The 18,587-nt window shown below is 73.3% G+C and carries 14 protein-coding genes; 6 read left to right on the top strand and 8 right to left on the bottom strand.

The genetic code is table 11. The features are described from left to right. Together ABNF97_RS32155 and ABNF97_RS32150 are read left to right on the top strand one after the other, a co-directional pair. Positions 1–120 (top strand): sigma factor-like helix-turn-helix DNA-binding protein (locus ABNF97_RS32155; RefSeq protein WP_349340819.1); only part of this gene is annotated, 120 nt, incomplete at its 5' end. 155 nt (positions 121–275) lie between these two features. After that, complete coding sequence (locus ABNF97_RS32150) at positions 276–2,945, top strand: ATP-dependent RNA helicase (RefSeq protein WP_502930581.1); 2,670 nt, start codon at positions 276–278, stop codon at positions 2,943–2,945. A 27-nt stretch (positions 2,946–2,972) separates the two neighbouring features. Here the strand turns inward: ABNF97_RS32150 and ABNF97_RS32145 are convergent, their stop codons facing one another. Continuing rightward, entirely contained in the window at positions 2,973–3,710 is a 738-nt protein-coding gene (locus ABNF97_RS32145; protein ID WP_130460405.1) for a protein phosphatase 2C domain-containing protein, read from the bottom strand. Between the two features lie 307 nt (positions 3,711–4,017). Here ABNF97_RS32145 and ABNF97_RS32140 point away from each other — a divergent pair, with 307 nt between their 5' ends. The 3 genes from ABNF97_RS32140 to ABNF97_RS32130 all read left to right on the top strand — a co-directional run bounded on the left by ABNF97_RS32140 (position 4,018) and on the right by ABNF97_RS32130 (position 9,660). Next, positions 4,018–7,107: a glycoside hydrolase family 9 protein gene (locus ABNF97_RS32140; protein WP_349340814.1), complete on the top strand. Its 3,090-nt coding sequence runs from the start codon at positions 4,018–4,020 to the stop codon at positions 7,105–7,107. Between the two features lie 367 nt (positions 7,108–7,474). Next, positions 7,475–9,448: a hypothetical protein gene (locus ABNF97_RS32135; protein ID WP_349340813.1), complete on the top strand. Its 1,974-nt coding sequence runs from the start codon at positions 7,475–7,477 to the stop codon at positions 9,446–9,448. After that, complete coding sequence (locus tag ABNF97_RS32130; protein ID WP_349340812.1) at positions 9,445–9,660, top strand: hypothetical protein; 216 nt, start codon at positions 9,445–9,447, stop codon at positions 9,658–9,660. The genes ABNF97_RS32135 and ABNF97_RS32130 overlap by 4 nt, the downstream gene beginning before the upstream one ends. Positions 9,661–9,882: 222 nt before the next feature. Here the strand turns inward: ABNF97_RS32130 and ABNF97_RS32125 are convergent, their stop codons facing one another. The 4 genes from ABNF97_RS32125 to ABNF97_RS32110 form a co-directional block, all read right to left on the bottom strand. Beyond that, on the bottom strand, positions 9,883–11,307 hold the full coding sequence (locus tag ABNF97_RS32125; protein WP_130460409.1) for an Nramp family divalent metal transporter: 1,425 nt from the start codon (positions 11,305–11,307) through the stop codon (positions 9,883–9,885). 183 nt (positions 11,308–11,490) lie between these two features. Further along, positions 11,491–12,468 (bottom strand): TIGR03885 family FMN-dependent LLM class oxidoreductase, encoded by a 978-nt coding sequence (locus tag ABNF97_RS32120; protein WP_130460410.1) that lies wholly within the window; start codon positions 12,466–12,468, stop codon positions 11,491–11,493. A 96-nt stretch (positions 12,469–12,564) separates the two neighbouring features. After that, positions 12,565–13,980, bottom strand: coding sequence for an NADP-dependent succinic semialdehyde dehydrogenase (locus ABNF97_RS32115; RefSeq protein WP_130460411.1), 1,416 nt, complete (start codon positions 13,978–13,980; stop codon positions 12,565–12,567). Positions 13,981–14,094: 114 nt separating this feature from the next. Next, positions 14,095–14,364, bottom strand: a complete 270-nt coding sequence (locus tag ABNF97_RS32110; RefSeq protein ID WP_130460412.1) for a DUF6343 family protein — start codon at positions 14,362–14,364, stop codon at positions 14,095–14,097. A 290-nt stretch (positions 14,365–14,654) separates the two neighbouring features. Here ABNF97_RS32110 and ABNF97_RS32105 point away from each other — a divergent pair, with 290 nt between their 5' ends. Then, the gene (locus ABNF97_RS32105; RefSeq protein ID WP_130460413.1) at positions 14,655–15,533 is read left to right on the top strand and encodes a GDSL-type esterase/lipase family protein; all 879 of its coding nucleotides are present in this window, start codon (positions 14,655–14,657) and stop codon (positions 15,531–15,533) included. Between the two features lie 33 nt (positions 15,534–15,566). Here ABNF97_RS32105 and ABNF97_RS32100 read toward each other — a convergent pair whose 3' ends face one another. The 3 genes from ABNF97_RS32100 to ABNF97_RS32090 form a co-directional block, all read right to left on the bottom strand. Next, the gene (locus tag ABNF97_RS32100) at positions 15,567–16,226 is read right to left on the bottom strand and encodes an EcsC family protein (RefSeq protein WP_349340817.1); all 660 of its coding nucleotides are present in this window, start codon (positions 16,224–16,226) and stop codon (positions 15,567–15,569) included. Positions 16,227–16,633: 407 nt separating this feature from the next. Next, positions 16,634–16,780 (bottom strand): hypothetical protein, encoded by a 147-nt coding sequence (locus tag ABNF97_RS32095; RefSeq protein ID WP_165436574.1) that lies wholly within the window; start codon positions 16,778–16,780, stop codon positions 16,634–16,636. A gap of 184 nt (positions 16,781–16,964) precedes the next feature. Next, a complete protein-coding gene (locus tag ABNF97_RS32090) occupies positions 16,965–18,335 on the bottom strand; it encodes a hypothetical protein (RefSeq protein ID WP_349340811.1) in 1,371 nt (456 codons plus the stop codon). Positions 18,336–18,587: the final 252 nt, after the last annotated feature.

The raw sequence follows: 18,587 nt of genomic DNA, 5'->3' as shown, positions 1-18,587 counted from the left end.
TACGGCAACCTCACCCAATCCCAAATCGCCGAACACATCGGCGTCTCCCAAATGCACATCAGCCGCCTCCTCACCCGCGCCCTCACCAAACTCCGCACCCAACTCGCCGACACCTACTGACGGCGCGAGAACAGCTCCGCCCTACCCGACGGCCCGAGCGGACCACCGCGCCGGCCACCGGGTAGGGCGGAGGTGTTTCCGGCTCCAGCCGCCGCCGGTGCGACACTGGCCCGGTGCCAGCGCCCGAACCCGACGCCGACCTGCCGGTCCGGGACATACCCGTCGCCGACCTGCCGGTCGGGGACATACCCGACGGCGACCTGCCGGTTCGGCACGTCCTGCCGGCCCTGGTCGAGACGCTGGCGGAACGGGGGGCCGCCGTGCTGGTGGCGCCGCCCGGGGCGGGCAAGACCACACTTGTCCCGCTGGCGCTGGCGGACCGGATCGACGGGCGGATCGTCGTCGCCCAGCCGCGTCGGGTCGCGGCCCGGGCCGCCGCCCGCCGGATGGCGCAACTGCGCGGCGAACGGGTCGGCGAGACCGTCGGGTACGCGGTGCGCGGCGAGCGCCGGAGCAGCCCCCGTACCCGGATCGAGGTGGTCACCACCGGCCTGCTCGTGCAGCGGCTCCAGCACGATCCGGAGTTGCCCGGCGTCGGCGCGGTACTCCTCGACGAGGCCCACGAGCGGCAGCTCGACGCCGATCTGGCCCTGGCCTTCGGCATCGAGGTCCGGGCGGCGCTCCGGCCCGAGCTGCGCCTGCTGGCGATGTCCGCCACCGCCCAGGAGGAGCGGCTCGGCGCGCTGCTCGGCTCGGTGGCGGAGCCGGCACCGGTGCTGCGCGCCGAGGGCCGGGCGTACCCGGTCGACGTGGTCTGGGCCCCACCACCCCGGCCGGTGGATCCGCCGCTCGGGCTCCGGGTGGATCCCCGGCTGCTCGACCAGGTGGCCGCCACCGTACGCCGGGCACTGACCGAGAACGACGGCGACCTGCTCGTCTTCCTCCCCGGTGCCGGGGAGATCGGCGGTGTCGCCGGCCGGCTGGCCGGGTTGACCGGCACCGACCTGGTGACCCTGCATGGCCGGCAGTCCAGTGCCGAGCAGGACGCCGCGCTGCGCCCGGCCGTCGGTCGACGCCGGGTCGTGCTGGCCACCGCCGTCGCGGAGACCAGCCTCACCGTGCCCGGGGTGCGGGTGGTGGTCGACGCCGGGCTGAGTCGGGTCGCCCGGACCGACCTGGCCCGGGGGCTCGGCGGCCTGGTGACGGTGCCGGTGTCCCGGGCGGCGGCGACCCAGCGGGCCGGGCGGGCCGGCCGGGAGGCGCCGGGCCGGGTCTACCGATGCTGGTCGGCGGCGGAGCACGACCGGCTGCCGGCGCAGCCCGAGCCGGAGATCGCGGTTGCCGACCTCACCGCCTTCGCGCTCCAGCTCGCCTGCTGGGGCAGCCCGGACGGCACCGGGCTGGCGCTGCCGGACCCGCCCCCGGCGGCGGCGATGCAGGTGGCCCGCTCCACCCTGGCGGCGCTCGGTGCGGTCGCGCCGGACGGCCGGGTGACCGGGCGGGGTCGGGCGATGGCAGTGGTCGGCGCGCACCCACGGCTGGCCCGGGCCCTGCTGGACGGTGCCGCCGCGGTGCGGCCGCACCGGGCCGCCGAGGTGGTCGCGGTACTCGCCGAGTCCGCCCCCGGTGACGACCTGGTCGCCACCTGGCGTCGCCTCCGCTCCGGTACGGATCCGGCCAGCGCCAGGTGGCGGAGGGAGGTTAACCGGCTGCGGGGCGCCCTGGCCGGGTCACCGCCCTGCACCGGCCCGGACGCCCCACGCACCGCGTCCGACGACCAACCGGCCGAACCCGCCGACCAACCGATCGGAGCCGACCACCGAGGCACCGCGCCGGGCGAGCAACCGACCGGACCCGACGCGCGACGGAGCGGGCGGGACGACCGACGGGGTGGGACGGCACTGCCGGACGACTTGGCCGCCGGGCTGCTGGTCGGGCTGGCGTACCCGGAGCGGCTGGCCCGGGTCCGCCAGGCTGGCGCCGAGACGTACCTGATGGCCGGCGGCACCGCCGCGGACCTGGCGCCGGGCTCGCCGCTCTCCGGGGCGGAGTGGCTGGCGATCTCGGTCGCCGACCGGGCACCGGGGCGCCGGGGCGCGGCGATCCGCCAGGCCGCGGTGGTGGACGAGGCCACCGCGCGGGAGGCCGGGGCCGCGCTGCTGCGGCGGGAGCAGGAGATCACCTGGTCCGGGCAGGACGTGGTGGCCCGCGAGGTGGAGCGGCTGGGCGCGATCGTGCTGCTGGACCGGCCCCTGCCCAGCCCGGATCCGGTCCGGGTCGCCGCCGCGCTCCGCGACGGGCTGCGTCAGGTCGGGCTCGACCTGCTGACCTGGACCCGGCCGGCGCGGGAGTTGCGGGCCCGGCTGGCGTTCTGCCGGCAGGCGCTCGGCGACGAGTGGCCGGAGGTGAGCGACACGGCGCTGCTGGACCGGGCCGACGAGTGGCTCGGCCCGGAACTGGCCGGTGCCCGGCGCCGGGCCGACCTGGCCCGGGTCGACGTCGCGGCGGCACTGCGCCGGCTGCTGCCGTGGCGGGAGGCGGCCCGGCTGGACGCGGTGGCCCCGGAGCGGCTGGCCGTACCGAGCGGGTCCCGGCACCGGGTGGACTACGCGGATCCGGCGGCACCGGTGCTGGCGGTCAAGTTGCAGGAGACGTTCGGCTGGCAGGAGGTGCCCCTGATCGCCGACGGGCGGGTACCGGTGCTGCTGCACCTGCTCTCCCCGGCCGGCCGTCCGGTCGCGGTGACCCGGGACCTCGCCTCGTTCTGGCGCACCGGCTATCCCCGGGTACGTGCCGAGTTGCGCGGCCGTTACCCCCGACATCCGTGGCCGGCGGACCCGACCGAGGCGCCGCCGACCCGGGGACTGCAACCCCGCCGCGGATAGCCCGCGGGGCGGCGCGCTGTCCGAGACTCAGCCGCGGTCGGGGATGTCGAGGACGTCCGCGACCACGACGGTGATGTTGTCCGGTCCGCCGGCCCGCAGGGCGAGGTCGACCAGGCGCGCAGCGCAGTCGGCCGGGTCGGGGTAGCCGAGCAGCGCATCGGCCAGGCTGTCCGAGCGAACCACGTTGGAGAGCCCGTCACTGCACAGCAGCCACCGGTCGCCGGGCTGGGGCACCACGGTGGTGTAGGTAGGGGTGACCGGCTCGCCCTGCAACGCCCGGGTGACCACCGCCCGGCGGGGATGGCTGTGCGCCTCCTCAGGAGTGATCACTCCCTCGTCGACCAGCATCTGCACGAAGGTGTCGTCCCGGGTGAGCTGGGTCATCGTGCCACCGCGCAGCAGGTACGCCCGGGAGTCGCCGACGTGGGCCAGGGCGAGGCAGGCCCCGGTACGGGCGAGCAGCAGCGCGGTGAGGGTGGTGCCCATGCCCTGCCGTTCCGGGTCCTCGGCGATCGCCGCCCGGATGCCCGCGCTCGCCGTGTCCACGGCGTCCTGTAGGGCGGCGACCAGCCCTTCCTCCGGGGTCTCCACGTCCAGCGGCCGGATCGCGTCGATGGCGATGGTGCTGGCGAGGTCGCCGGCGGCCATTCCGCCCATGCCGTCGGCCACGGCCAGCAGCCAGGGTCCGGCGTGCACGGAATCCTGGTTCGCGCCCCGGATCAGGCCACGGTCGCTCACCGCCACGGATCGCAGCTTCAGGCTCATGGCAGGCAGCCTGCCAAAAAGACGGCCAGAATGCTTGCAGTAGATCACCATCGGACCGGAGTGGCGATCGAAATTTACCGTACGTGGCTCCGGTGATCACGAACCGCGAGCCGCCCCGGCGCTGGTACCTCGCCCCGCACCATGGATCGGCCGCAAATCTGATCCAGCATGGTCGATTGACATGCCAGAAACGGACTGGCAACATCGGCACGGTATTGGGAGCGCTCCCACCAGCGCTGCCGGTCCCACCGCCACGAACCCGAGCGCTGCGGGCCGCTGGCGGCACGCCCACCGGAAGGGATCCCCCGTGCTCCGACCCCGCCATCGCCACCGCCGGTCCTCCCGCGCGGTCACCCTGCTCGCCACCGCCGCCCTGCTGCTCACCGGCACCGCCACCGGGGCGCAGGCCCGGCCCGACGGCTCCACCGGCACCCTGGCGCTGACCGAACACATCGTCAACGGCACCTTCACCGACAGCACCGCCCCATGGTGGTCCTCCGCCAACCTGACGCTGCGCCCGGTCGACGGCCAGCTCTGCACCGAGGTCCCCGCCGGCCTCGCCAATCCCTGGGACGCCAGCATCGGCCACAACAACATCCCGCTGGGCGACGGCGCCAGCTACGCGCTGAGCTTCCGCGCCTCGGCCAGCGCACCGGTCACGGTCAAGGCGAACGTGCAGCTCAACGAGGACCCGTACACCACGGTCTTCTCCCGGGACGTCGCGCTCGACGCCACCGCCGAGGAGTTCGGGTACGAGTTCACCGGCACCCTCGACTCGACAAACGGCACCCTCACGTTCCAGCTCGGCGGCGCCGCAGAGGCGTACACGTTCTGCCTGGACGACGTCTCGCTGGCAAGCGACGCCGACGCCGGGCCGCCACCGGGCGGCGCCGAGCAGTTGACCAACGGCGACTTCGCCAACGGCACCACCGGCTGGTACTCCTACGGCACCACCTCCACCGGGGTCACCGACGGCCGGCTCTGCTCCGCCGTGCCGAGCGGACTGGCCAACCCCTGGGACGGCGGCGTCGGGCAGAACGACGTGACGCTGGTCAACGGCGAGTCGTACACGCTCTCCTTCGACGCCTCCGCGGCACCCGGCGCGACCGTACGGATCGCGGTGCAGCTCGGCGTCGACCCGTACACCTCGTACTTCGTCGAGGACATCACCTTCGGTCCGGAGGCACAGCACGTCGAGCGGACCTTCAACGCCACCGCCGACACCGAGGTGGCCCAGGTGGCGTTCCAGGTCGGCGGCAACGCCGAGCCCTTCGAGTTCTGCCTGGACAACGCCTCGCTGCTCGGCGGCGAGGAGGAGCCGCCGTACGTGCCGGACACCGGGCCACGGGTCCGGGTGAACCAGGTCGGCTACCTGCCGGCCGGGCCCAAGAACGCCACCGTCGTCACCGAGTCGACCGAACCGCTGGGCTGGGAGCTGAAGTCGGCCGCGGGTGCCGTCCTGGCCAGCGGGCAGAGCACCCCGCGCGGTGTGGACCAGGCGTCGGCACAGAACGTGCACACCGTCGACTTCTCCACGTTCCGCACGCCCGGCACCGGGTACACGCTGACCGCGGACGGCGAGACCAGCCACCCGTTCGACATCTCCACCGACGTCTGGAAGCAGCTGCGCTCCGACTCGCTCCAGTTCTTCTACATCCAGCGCAGCGGCATCGCCATCGACGGCGACCTGGTCGGCGAGGAGTACGCCCGGCCGGCCGGGCACCTCGGCGTGGCGCCGAACCGGGGCGACACCGACGTACCGTGCCAGCCCGGGGTCTGCGACTACCGCCTCGACGTCCGGGGCGGCTGGTACGACGCCGGTGACCACGGCAAGTACGTGGTCAACGGCGGCATCGCCACCTACCAGTTGCTGAACGCCTTCGAACGGACCAAGACCGCCCCCACCGCCGGTGGTGGTGCGGCGCTGGCCGACGGCACGCTGCGGCTGCCCGAACGCGACAACGGTGTGCCGGACATCCTCGACGAGGCGCGCTGGGAGCTGGAGTTCCTGCTCCGGATGCAGGTGCCGGCCGGGAAGCCGCTGGCCGGGATGGCACACCACAAGATCCACGACCAGAACTGGACCGGGCTGCCGCTGCAACCCGAGGACGACCCGGAGCTGCGCGAGCTGCACCCGCCGTCCACCGCGGCGACGCTGAACCTGGCCGCCACCGCCGCGCAGTGCGCCCGGCTGTTCGCCCCGTACGACGCCACGTTCGCGCAGCGCTGCCGGACCGCGGCCACCGCCGCGTACGCGGCGGCGAAGGCGAACCCGACCCGGTACGCCGACCCGGCCGACGGCAACGGCGGCGGTTCCTACGCCGACGGCGACGTCACCGACGAGTTCTACTGGGCCGCCGCCGAGCTCTACCTGAGCACCGGTGAGGCGTCCTACCTGGCCGACCTGACCGCCTCGCCGCACCACACCGACGACGATGTCTTCGGTGCGCACGGCTTCGGCTGGGGCAGCACCGCCGCGCTCGGCCGGCTCGATTTGGCCACCGTGCCGAGTGGGCTGCCGGCGGCGGAGCGGGAGCGGATCCGCGCCTCGGTGGTCGCCGCCGCCGACCGCCACCTGGTGACCGCGCAGGGCCAGGCGTACGGGCTGCCGATGCCGGGCACCCCGGGCAGCTACTTCTGGGGCGCCAACAGCAACATCATCAACAACGCGGTCGTGCTGGCCACCGCCTTCGACCTGACCGGGCAGCCGAAGTACCGGGACGGCGCGGTGCAGGGCATGGACTACATCTTCGGCCGCAACGCGCTCAACCAGTCGTACGTGACCGGCTGGGGCGAGAAGGCGTCGAAGAACCAGCACAGCCGGATCTTCGGCCACCAGTACGACGAGTCGCTGCCGAACCCACCGCCCGGCTCGATCGCCGGTGGCGCGAACGCCAGCCTCGACGACCCGTTCGCCAAACAGTTGCTGGACGGCTGCGCGCCGATGTTCTGCTACGTCGACGACATCGCCTCGTACGCCACCAACGAGGTGGCGATCAACTGGAACTCGGCGCTGGCCTGGATCGCCTCGTTCCTCGCCGACCAGGGCGCCGGCACCTCGGTGCCGGCCGGCTCGGCCTGCCGGGTGACGTACGTCAACTTCGGCACCTGGGCCGAGGGTGGCGGGTTCACCGGGCAGGCGACGATCACCAACACCGGCACCACCCCGATCAACGGCTGGGCGCTGAGCTTCGCGTTCAACGGAGACCAGTTGGTCCGGGAGGCGTGGATGGCGAAGGTGACCCAGTCGGGTGCCCGGGTCACCGCGCGGAACGAGTCGTACAACTCGCGGATCATGCCGGGCGCCAGCCAGATGTTCGGCTTCAACGCCACCACCGCCGGTGGTCCGAACCCGAACCCCACGCTGTTCACCCTGAACGGCATTCCCTGCACCTGACCTCCGGCGCACCACAGGGCGAGCCCGGACGCGACCAGTCGCGTCCGGGCTCGCCCGCCGTCTGTGCGGGCTCACCCGGCGTCTGTGCGGGCCGGATCGCCCGGCGTCTGTGGGTCGATCGGCGGTCGGCGCTTCGGTCCGGGTGACCCCCTCCGTCCAGTGCGGCCGGACGGGACGGCCCGGCGGCCCGGCCGGCCGGTTCGGCGGGCGATCTCGACGTGGCCGCGCCCGTCCGGGGGAGGCAGCGGATCTTAACTTTCCGCAAGGCTGTCATCACGAAGAGACGTCACCTTTGCCCTGCGCAACCACCGCCGACGGCGCACGCCGTCGCGGAACTCGCCGGGCGAAGAGCGACCGGGGAGGTCTGGTGCGCAGAGGAGAGACATTTCGCTGGATCGCCACCTGCCTGGCCCAGCTCGGCGTCGCCGCGGTCGTCGCGGTGGCCTCGATCGTGGACGGGCCGGCCGACCTGCTGCTGCGTGCGGTCCCGTGGCTCGACACCGCGCTCTGGCCGGCCGAGGGAGCGATCCGGGTGGTCGGCCTGCTGGCCGCGGCCGAGCTGGTGGTGTCGGCCCGGCGCACGGCGCAGCGGCACTGGTGGCGGCGGCAACGCTTCGACCGGGCTCCCGGACGACCCGCCTCGGTCACGCTCGCCCAGCGCGACGCCGACCGGGAGATCCTTCGGTCGATGATCCGGGTCAGCCGGACCTATCCCGCCCCGGCCATCCGGCTGTTCGGCCAGATCCTGCTCGACCCGGCCCGCTACCAGGTCCGGATCACCGACGAGGTCCAGCAGGTCGACGAGTGTCTACGGGTGCTGGTCTCCACGACCTTCAGCGGTACCCCGGAGGACCTGGTGGGGCTCCGCGAGGACGCCGTACCCGCGACACCCGCGACGCGAGGACCGGAGAATGCTCCGGCCCCAGCAGACCCGCCGAGTAGCTCGGGGGCCAACGGTGGCAGCCGCCGGCTCGGCGGCCCGTCCGGTACCGCCGCCTCCTCCGCGCTACTCACCCGGACGGCGGGACCGGGCGACACCGGCGGCCCGACCGGTCGGTCCACCGGCCCGGACGATCCGGCCGGGCCGGCAGGGCAGCCTCGGGTGATGCTGGTGCCGATGATCCTGAGCACCAAGGGCGGGATGCTCGACAACGTCGAGACCTTCGACGGGTCCGGTGACCCCGTGCCGTTCCTGTCCCAGGAGGACGCCCGGGGCGTGGTCGCGCACGTGCTGCGGCAACTGTTCCGGGAGACGTTCGGCGAGGCGGTCCACGCGGCGGACGAGCGACGCCACGACGCGGTGCTCTTCGCGCTGCTCCGGCTGGTGTTCCAGGCCGGTCGGGTCTCGGTGGCCGACGCGGACGCGTACTTCGACCGCAACGTCGCGCCGATCCGGGCCAGCGCCGCCCAGACGCGGCTGCACCGGCTCCGCGGAGTCTGCTCGTTCCTGGTCCGCAACTACGTGGTCATCGCCGAGGTGCCGCCGCCGGACGGATGCGCCTGGATCCTGCACTACACCAAGACCATCCCGGTGTACGGCCGGGCGACCTCGCACCGCGGCCGGCGCCGGGTCCGGCTCGGGCTCGCGCCCAACACCTTCGTCATCCCGCTGAACCTGCCCTTCACCGCCACCAGCTACCACTTCCGGATGCGGGCCGGGGCGAACACCTACGTGAAGGTGCACTCGGTGCAGTTGGCGCAGTCCGGAGCGAGCATCGACCAGGCGGCGATCCGTGCCATGAGCGAACGCGCGTACCTGCGGGTACGACACCGCCAGGCCCTGCCGTACGCCCACCTCTACGCCCGGCGTTTCGACACCTGTCGGGCCCCGGCGGACCTGGTGATGGAGGTGGTCTTCGACGAGGTGCCGCCCGGTGCGCTCGGCCTCACCTCCTGGCTGGCCGCACTCTCCGCACTGGTGATAACCCTGCTCGCCCTCCTGGTCCCGGTCAACGACGGCGACCGGATCTCCGGCGACGTGCTCGCGTTCCTGCTGGCCATCTCGCCGGTGGCGGCGACCTTCGTCGGCTACTCGGTGGAGAAACTGCAACGGTCCTCGCTGACCACCTTCGCCGGGCTGGTGGCCACCGGAGCCACCTCACTCGTCGCCGCGCTGCTGTACGTACAGCCGCCGCCGGCCTGGATGGTCGCCCGGCCGGTCGTACCGCTGCTCGGAGAGATCCGGGTGAACCTCGGCGTCTTCGCGGTCGGGCTGGTCGGCGGGCTCGTCGCCGCGTACCTCTTCTTCCGGCTCCGCGACGAACTCCATCACTACGTCGAACTGCTCCGGGACGTGGAGCAGCCGCGCCCGGGCCGGAGCCGGCCAGGTGCGACCGCATGAGCCGGCCGAAGCCGCGCGGGCCGGCCAGGGATCCGGAGGAACTGGTGATGGACCGGGGTGCCGCTCCCGGCGTCGGTGACGACCTGCTCGACTCCCTCCCGGCGGACGCCGTGGTGGCCTATCGGGGCGAGCCCCGGGCCTCGGAGCGGGCGATGCTGCAGTGGCCGATGGCCGCCGAACAGCGGCAGGCGTTCGGCGCCGGGATCGAGTAGGTCAGCACCGAGTTGCGGACCATGGACGACGAGCGGGTCGACGGGTTCCTGCACGAGCTGGCGGCCGAGACCGCACGACTCGGCCTGGACACGCTTCCGCCTCCGGAGGAGCCGCCGGAAGGGCGCGGCCCGTGATTCTGCCCGCCCGGGGCTCCGGTACCACCCGGGGGCTCTCCGGTACCGTCCGAGATCCCGATACCCCCGGGGCCCCGATACCCCCGGCTACCGCAGCCAGTCGAGCAGCCGGTCGCCCTGCTGCCAGACGGTCAACGCGGAGAAGACGCCGAAGAGCAGTACCGACCAGAGCAGCGCCACCACCCGGTACGACCGGGGCCGGATCTGCTCCGGCAGGACCCGGCGGTTGAGCACCAGCAGCAGGATCGAGTAGAAGAACATCATCAGCCCGCCGACGCAGGCCGAGATGACCAGCAGGACGAGCGGCTGGTCGAAGCCGGCCAGCAGGATGAGGCAGCCGAGCCCGACCAGCCCCCAGACCAGCGCGAAGTAGATCCGGCTCTCGGAGAACCGGGGCAGGTACGCCGTCTTGACGACGTCCGCGGCGAGCCGGCTGGTGTAGTCGACGATGCCCATCGCGGCGGCGAAGAGCGAGAGCGCTCCGATCATCCAGAACAGGGTGCCGAACCACGGGCCGACGATCTCCTTCAGCCGCTCCCCTTCGACCTGGAGGAACTCCACGCTGTTGGCCAGTCCCGGCACCCCGTACACGGTGGAGTACGCCAGCAGCGAGGTCAGCACGATGGTGAGGAACGAGATCAGTGCGAAGGTGACCAACTGCTCGCGGTTGGCCAGCCGCCACCACCGCCGCCAGCGGGCCAGGTTCTCCTCGGTGGGCTCGAAGACGAAGCCACGACCGTCCGGGGCGGCCTCCTCCCGGCCGGTGACCGGGCTGACCAGCCGGGGCACGTACCGGCCCATCCCGTAGCCCTTGTCCCGGATCCAGTTGGACTGCACCAGGTTCTGCCCACCGCCGGCACCGGCGAAGACCAGCGCAGAGAGCATCAGCGCGAAGCCGAGTTCGGTGGGGAACTCCGGCGCGGTCACCGCGGTCGGCAGGTCGCCCCAGGCCTGGGCCGAGATGGCGAAGAGCACCGCGACCGCGATGAAGAGGAGTACCAGGCCGACCTTGACGAACTCGATCCGCTCCAGCGCGGTGTAGACCACCGGGGCCAGGGTGAGCGTCGCGCCGATCAGCAGCAGCAGGCCGACCGCGATCCAGGTGGCGTCGCCGCCGAACAGGTACGTCAGCATGGTGGCCGAACTGGACGCCCATCCCGGCCAGAGGTTGGCGAAGTAGACCATGATCGCGAAGACCAGTCCCCAGTGCCGCCAGAACCGCGAGAAGCCGGTCAGCGCGGTCTCCCCGGTGGCCAGGGTGTAGCGCTCGATCTCCATGTTCAGGAACCACTGGGTGACGATCCCGACCGCGGCGGCCCAGAGGAAGACCAGCCCCACCTGCGAGGCGATGTACGGAAAGAGGATGAACTCGCCGGACGCCAGGCCGACGCCGGCCGCGATCACCCCCGGCCCGAGGATCGACCAGGCTGATCGGGGCGGCGGGGGTAGGTCCCGGACGGCGACTCCGGGCAGGTGCTTGGTCGGAAATCGGTCGGCGGCGGTCTGCGTCATCGGTGACCTCCAGGGACGGGCACCGGCCCGGTGGCCCGGACACCGCCCGGGCGACTCCGGTCATCAGGGCCGGATGCGAGATCGGTTCGCAGTGGTCGTGCTGTCCGCAGTGATCGTGGTAGATAGATTCTCCGCCACCATGGACGGTGTGCCAACGGCGCCGCCGGCTGAGCCGGCACCGGCTCAGCTCCGCTCCCACCCGCCCGTACGCAACTCGGGGAGCACCTTCGCACCGAAGGCGTCGACGAAGGCCTCCTGCCGCTGCCCCACGTGATGCAGGTAGATCTCGTCGAAGCCGAGGTCGGCGTACTCGCGCAGCATGGCCGCGTGCCGGCCCAGGTCGGCGGAGACGTTGACCACCTCGGCGACCCGTTCCGGCGACACCTGCTCGGAGACGACGTCGAAGTGCTCGGTCAGCTCCAGATCCCAGCAGACCGGCGGGGCGAAGACGTTGCTGCGCCACTGCTCGTACGCGATCCGGGCCGCCTGCGCCGGATCGGGTGCCCAGCTCAGGTGGACCTGGAGGTGCAGTTTTCCCCGACCGCCCGCGTCCCGGTAGGCGTCGACCATCCGGCGCAGCCGGGACACCGGAGCGTTCACCGTGATCAGTCCGTCGGCCCACTCGGCACACCACCGGGCGGTCGCCTCGGTGACCGCGGCCCCGACCAGCGCGGGCGGCTCCTCCGGCCGGGTCCAGAGCCGGGCCCGGTCGACCGTGACCAGCCCGTCGTGGCTGACCTCCTCGCCGGCCAACAGCGCCCGGATCACGTCGACGCACTCCCGCAACCGCGCCGTCCGGATCTCCTTGCGCGGCCAGCCAGCCCCGGTGATGTGCTCGTTGCTCGCCTCCCCGCTGCCCAGCGCGGCCCAGAACCGGCCGGGATACATCGCGGCGAGCGTGCCGATCGCCTGCGCCACGATCGCCGGATGGTAACGCTGGCCGGGCGCGTTGACGACGCCGAACGGCAGCGTGCTGGCCTGGAGCGCGGCGCCGAGCCAGGACCAGGCGAAGCCGGACTGCCCCTGCCGGGCACTCCACGGCGAGAAGTGGTCGGAGCACATGGCCGCGTCGAAGCCCGCCTCCTCGGCCCGGACGACGGTCCGGAGCAACTCGGCGGGATGGATCTGCTCGTGTGAGGCGTGTAGCCCGAAGACCGTCATGGCGGTCTCCCGTACCCCGCCGACCCCGGCCCGCACACCCGGCGCGCGGATGAATGTTCGGCGACCGGGGACCGCGCGGCCCGCTCCGCCGGCGGGCTACTCGCTGTGCGCGCCCGCGCCGGGACCCGCCGAGGCGCCCACACCGATCCAGACGGCCTTGAGGTTGCAGAACTCCCGGATGCCCTGTGCCGACAGCTCGCGGCCGTAGCCGGAATTGCCGACGCCGCCGAACGGCAGCTCCGGATAGGACGTGGTCATTCCGTTCACGAATACCATCCCGGCGTCCAGGTCGGCGACGAACCGCTGCTGCTCGGCCGGGTCCCGGGTCCAGGCGTTGGCGCCGAGGCCGTAGTCGGTGCCGTTGGCCACCTCGATCGCCTCCTCGTAGGAGCCGACCCGGTAGAGCCCGGCGACCGGGCCGAAGACCTCGTCGGCGTACATCCGCATCTGCGGGGTCAGCTCGGTGACCACGGTCGGCGGGTACCACCAGCCGGGCCGGTCCGGCACCTCGCCGCCGCAGAGCACCCGGGCACCCTTGGCCACGGCGTCCCGGACCTGCTCGGCGACCTCGTCGCGGCCCCGCTCGGTGGCGAGCGGCCCGACGTCGGTCCCGTCGTCCATCGGGTCACCGAGCCGCAGCGCCGACATCCGGGCCACGAACGCCTCGGTGAACTCGTCGTACACCTCCGTGTGCACGATGAACCGCTTCGCCGCGATGCAGGACTGGCCGTTGTTCTGGCAGCGGGCCACCGTGGCCACCTCGGCGGCCCGGGCAACGTCGGCCGAGGGCATCACCACGAACGGGTCACTGCCACCGAGTTCGAGCACGGTCTTCTTGACGTACCTGCCGGCGATCGACGCCACCGCCCGGCCGGCGCCCTCGCTGCCGGTCAGCGTCGCGGCCCGGACCCGGGGATCGGCGAGCACCTGCTCGATCCGCTCCGACCCGATCATCAGCGTCTGGAACGCGCCGGCCGGGAAACCGGCCCGACGGAACAGCTCGTCCAGGTACAGCGCCGTCTGCGGCACGTTCGAGGCATGCTTGAGCAGCCCCACGTTGCCGGCCATCAGGGCGGGCGCGGCGAACCGCATGACCTGCCAGAGCGGGAAGTTCCACGGCATCACCGCCAGCACCGGGCCCATCGGGAAGTAGCGGCCGTACGCCGAGGTGGCACCGATCGAACCGGCGTCGGCGGGCTCGTCGGCGAGGAACCGCTCGGCGTGCGCCGCGTAGTACCGGCAGGCCGCCGCGCACTTGGCCACCTCGGCCTTGGCCGACGCGTAGGTCTTGCCCATCTCCGTCGTCATCATCCGGGCCACGCCGTCGCACTCGACCTCCAGCAGGTCCGCCACGGCGGACATCCACCGGGCCCGTTCGGCGAAGGTGGTGGCACGCAACTCGTCGAAGCCGGCCGCCGCCCGGGCGAGCGCGGTCTCCAGTTGCTCGTCCGTCATCTCGTCGAAGGTCTTGAGCACCCGTCCCGTGTTCGGGTCGATGGTGGCGATCGACATGTCGTACTCCCTGGCGATGTCGGCGGATCGTGCGGAGCCGTCGGCGGATCGTGCGGAGCCCGGGCGACGGACGGGCCGGGACCGGCTCCAGCCGCACTCGCAGCGGCTCCGTGCTCACTCGAAGAGCGAGTGCTTCGTGCCCGGCGGCTCCTCGCGGCGCCGCGCGATCCGGCGGCGCTGCACCACCACCAGATCGACCACGGCGACCAGGGCGAGGACGCCGAGGGCCACCGCCAGCGCCAGCAGGTCGGCCCGGAGTGCCAGCACGCCCAGCACCACACAGATCACCAGACCGAAGATGGCCAGCACCAAACGCAGGTTCAGCGCGCTGTACGGGTGACCAACCGTCCCTTTCGCCCGTCGGGGCTGTGATCTCGCCGCCATTTCCCCAAACTACCCGGTATGGGCTCGGCCTAACCCGGCCGACCGCCTCTGCGCCGCCGACCCGACCCGGAAGCCCGGCCCGCTCCGGGCCGGCACCACGACCCTCGCTGCGACCACCGGTTGGCCGAAGACCGGCGATCCGGCATGGGTTCCGGAGACCCGCCCGACCGGCCTGACGGCGCGAGTGTCGGTGATCCGCGTGCCGATGGCGGCCGGCGTGGCTTCCCGGCCGGCGGCGTCGCCCCGTACAGTTACGGAGCGATTGCTTTCCGCTCCGTAACGGGAGAAGCATGCCCAGACGTTGGACCGCCGCCGTCACCGCCCTGCTCGCGGCCTTCGCACTGGCCTGCGAGGGGTCCGACGGCGGCGGTGGCGGTCAGCCCGATCCTCCGCCCGCGCCGCCCCGGCCCGGCGTGCCCGACTCGATCGCGGCGCTCGGCGACTCCATCAGCACCGGCTTCGGCTCCTGCGTGATCCTCGCCGCCTGCCAGCGGAACTCGTGGTCGACCGGAGACAGCAGCCGGGTGGAGAGCCTCTACCGCCGGCTCCGGGAGGTGAACCCGGCCATCCGGGGCAAGGCGCACAACGAGGCGGTGAACGGGGCCCGTGCCTCGGGACTGGCCAGCCAGGCCGCCGCCGCGGTACGCGCCAAGGTGGACTACGTGACCGTACTCATCGGAGCGAACGACGCCTGCCGGGGCGGGATCGAGGACATGACCAGTGTCGCGGCGTTCCGCACCGGGATCGACCGTGGACTCGCGACGCTGAAGAAGGGCCTGCCGAAGGCCCGGGTGCTGGTGGTGAGCATCCCGAACCTCTACCGGATCTGGGAGGTCGGTCACGAGGACACCCGGGCGGTACGCGCCTGGCGGGGCCGGATCTGTCCCGCGCTGCTGGCCAGCCCCACCTCGACGGCGCCGGCCGACCGTACCCGCCGATCGACGTTCCGGGCCCGGATCGACGCGTACAACGAGCAGCTCGCCGCCGCCTGCAAGGCGTACGGGTCCCGCTGCCGGTACGACGGCGGCGCCGCGCACCGGGTGCGGTTCGGCCTGGACCTGCTTAACCGGCTCGACTACTTCCACCCGAACGTGGCCGGGCAGGACGAGCTGGCCAAGGTGGCGTGGCGGGCTTCCGGCCTGGCCGCCCAGGCCCGACGGGCCGACTGAGGGCGCGGGGCAACGGGCGGCCGGGTGCCCGGGCTACCGGCTCGGCGGCATGATCGCCCGGGCCCGGTACAACTCCTGGGAGCGGGTCGCCAGGCCTTTCGTGGCCGACGAGTTCGCCCAGCTGCCGAAGACCACCGCCGCCCCGGGGACCGCCTTGGCGGCCATCCGCTTCACGGCCCGGACGCCGGCCATCTGCGCCAGCTTCAGGCCGAGCCGCAGTATCACCTGGGCCAGCGGCGCCTCCGACCGGCTCCGCAGGGCGTCGACCCGCTCCCGCCCGGCCGCCACGCCGAGCGCCACCCGCGCCGTCTCGGCGATCTTGTGTACCCGTTGCAGCACCAGCAGATCGGTCGCCCGGTCCGGATGTTCGGGATCGTGCCCGTACGCGGCCGCGACGTAGAGGACCATCCGGGCCTGGGTCCAGGCCAGCACTCCCATGTCGAGGACCGCACCGGGCAGGCCGGCGGCCCCGGAGATCGCCCCGGACACCCGGGCGTGGTTGACGAACTTCCGGATCGCCGTCTGGGCCATGGCCTCCGGCGTCATCTGGGGGTACCAGCCACGGGTGCGCTCGGCCCAGGCCCGGGCCTGCGGTCCGATCCGCCGGACCGCCTCCAGGGCGAGGTGCTCCGGGGCGTACTGCGGGTCGGCCCGCATCCGCTCCCACAGCCCGCTGGGCGGTGCGACGGTCAACTCCGGGCCGTCGCCGGGCTCGGCCCCCGGCGGCCCGGCGACCGTCGCCTCGGCACCCGGCGACTCGGACTCCTCGCCCCCCGGCGGCTCGGCAACGGTCGGCTCGGTGCCCGGCAGCCCGGCAACGGTTGCATCGGTGGCCGGCAGCCCGGCAACGGTCGAATCGGTCGTGGCGGTCGGGTCGGTCGTGGCGGTCGGGTCGACCTGGGCGACTCCGACGGCGGTCTCCGGTCGGGATACCGGGCCCGGATTCGCGGCGGCCGGCAGCGTACGGTCGGACGGCGGCACCGGCGCGGCGGCGCCCACCGGCTGGGACTCGGTCACGGGACACTCCGGGTCTCGGGAAGAGGGATCAGGGGTACCACCACCGGCCGGCCAGAGCCGACGAGTCGGCGCCGAATCGACGGTCAGCGCCGGCCGCGCAGCCGGGACATGATCTGGCGCATCCGGTGCTGGTTCGACGGCTTGGCCAGTTCACGCCGCCCTCGGTCGATGAGCTGTCGGCCCTGCGGGGATCTGAGGTACATCCGGATCCGTTGCACCAGTGACGCCATCTCGGTCCTCCTCGCGTGGTCCTGACATCAGGTTTACCCGGTCCCCCACCGCGGCACACCGGCGTCGCGGTACGAACGGGTCCACTCCGCCATCGTGACCGGGCCGATCAAGCCCGTCGCCGTCGACGGCCCTCCACCTGGCGGCCGTCGACGGCTCCACGCGCGCCGCCGACTCGCCCCTGGCTCAGCGCCAATCCGGGACGAGTGCGTCGACCACCCTGGCCGCCTGACCCTCGTGCTTGGCGTAGTGCTCCGGGTAGGCCGAGTACTGCACCGCCTGGGCCGCCTCGGTCAGCCGCATCCGCTGCCAGCCGGGCACCTGGCGCAACGCCTCGAAGAAGCGGGCGCTCGCGTACGCCGGATCCATCAGGCGGTGCACCGGTCCCCAGCCGCTGCTGGTGCGCTGCTGGAACAGTCCGACCGAGTCGTGGTCCCAGCCGGTGCCCTGGTGCCGGTAGCGCTTCGATTCCGGCAGCACCTCGCTGGCCCGGTTGAGCAGGTTGCTCTCCTGCATGGCGGTGGCCACCCCGATGATCAGCCCTCGGCGCGACACTCCCATGTCCCGACCGGTCCGGACGATCGCCCGGGCATTGTCCATCTGGACCGGAGTCAGCCCGGCCACCGGTTCCGCGTCGTCCAGCGGGGACGACGTGTCCGGGTCCGCCTCGTCCGACCTCGCCCCGTCCGACCGGCCGTGATCGCCGGAGCGGCTCGAACGGTCCGGCGCGCGGCCGCCGCTGCCGTCGTCGGGCCGGCCGCCGCTGCCGTCGTCGGGCCGGGAGAGCGCGACCCGGTCATCCGCGTGCGCCGTGCTGCTGTCGGTCGGGTCGGCCGACGCTGAGATCACTTCGACGGCGGCCAGCACACCGAGACAGCAGAGCAGCCCGGCGGCCAGCGCAACCCGGACCCGGCGGTCCGGACGGCGCAGGCCGAGCCGCTGCGGCAGCCCGGTCCGGGCGGCCAGGGCGCCGGCCCGGGAGAGGAGCCGGCGGGCGGGCGGCGCGGCCCGTTCGGCGGCCCGGCGCACCGCTCGCTCCGCGGTCCGGACGGCGGGCACCCGGCGGACCCGGACCAGCCCGGGCTCGACGGTCCGACGCAGGCGCCGCCACTGGGCGTGGAGCAGGGCCAGGGCCGGCGCGGCCGCGACGCGCAGTCGGGCCGCCGCCACCCCGACCAGCCGGCCGGCTCGGGCGACTCCGGGCCGGCCGACCCGGGCCACGGCAGCGGCGGGCCAAGCCAGCCGGCGGGCCAGAGCAGCCGCGGGCCGGGCCAGAGCAGCCGCGGGCCGGGCCAGAGCAGCCGCGGGCCGGGCCAGAGCAGCCGCGGGCCGGGCCAGCCGGCGCGCCACGGCCGGACCGAGCGGCCGGACGCGGTCGACCACGACGAACAGCAGCAGTACGAGCCTCCACAGCCGAGCCGGGGTCGGCGGGCGACTGTCGGGCGACGACCGGCGCACGGAAGCAGCGGACGCCGGGGCGGAGGAGGGGGGATCGTCCGATCGGACAGTGCTGGGCATGGCGGAGTACCCGGTCTCGGAACGGTCGTCGTCAGGCATCCGACGAGGCTAGGCAGGCCGACGGCCAACTACGGGGAGTCACCTAGTGGGCTCCACCACATCTGCCGTCCGGGCAATCGGTCAGGTGGACCCAGGCGCGAGCGCCCAGGGTCAGCCAGGACGAACCAGGTATTTCGGGAAGAGCACGTTTTTGCTGGCCGCTCGGGCATATACGTTTGAATCATCCGTCACTCCTTGCAACATCGGCCCCCTCCTCCGATCGGTCGAGTCCGGCCCGGCCGGCCGGTCCCC

This window comes from Plantactinospora sp. B6F1 (assembly GCF_040120695.1).
Lineage (GTDB): Bacteria > Actinomycetota > Actinomycetes > Mycobacteriales > Micromonosporaceae > Plantactinospora.
The sequence above is the reverse complement of the archived record's forward strand: the minus strand, read 5'-3'. Positions and strand labels throughout refer to the sequence as shown.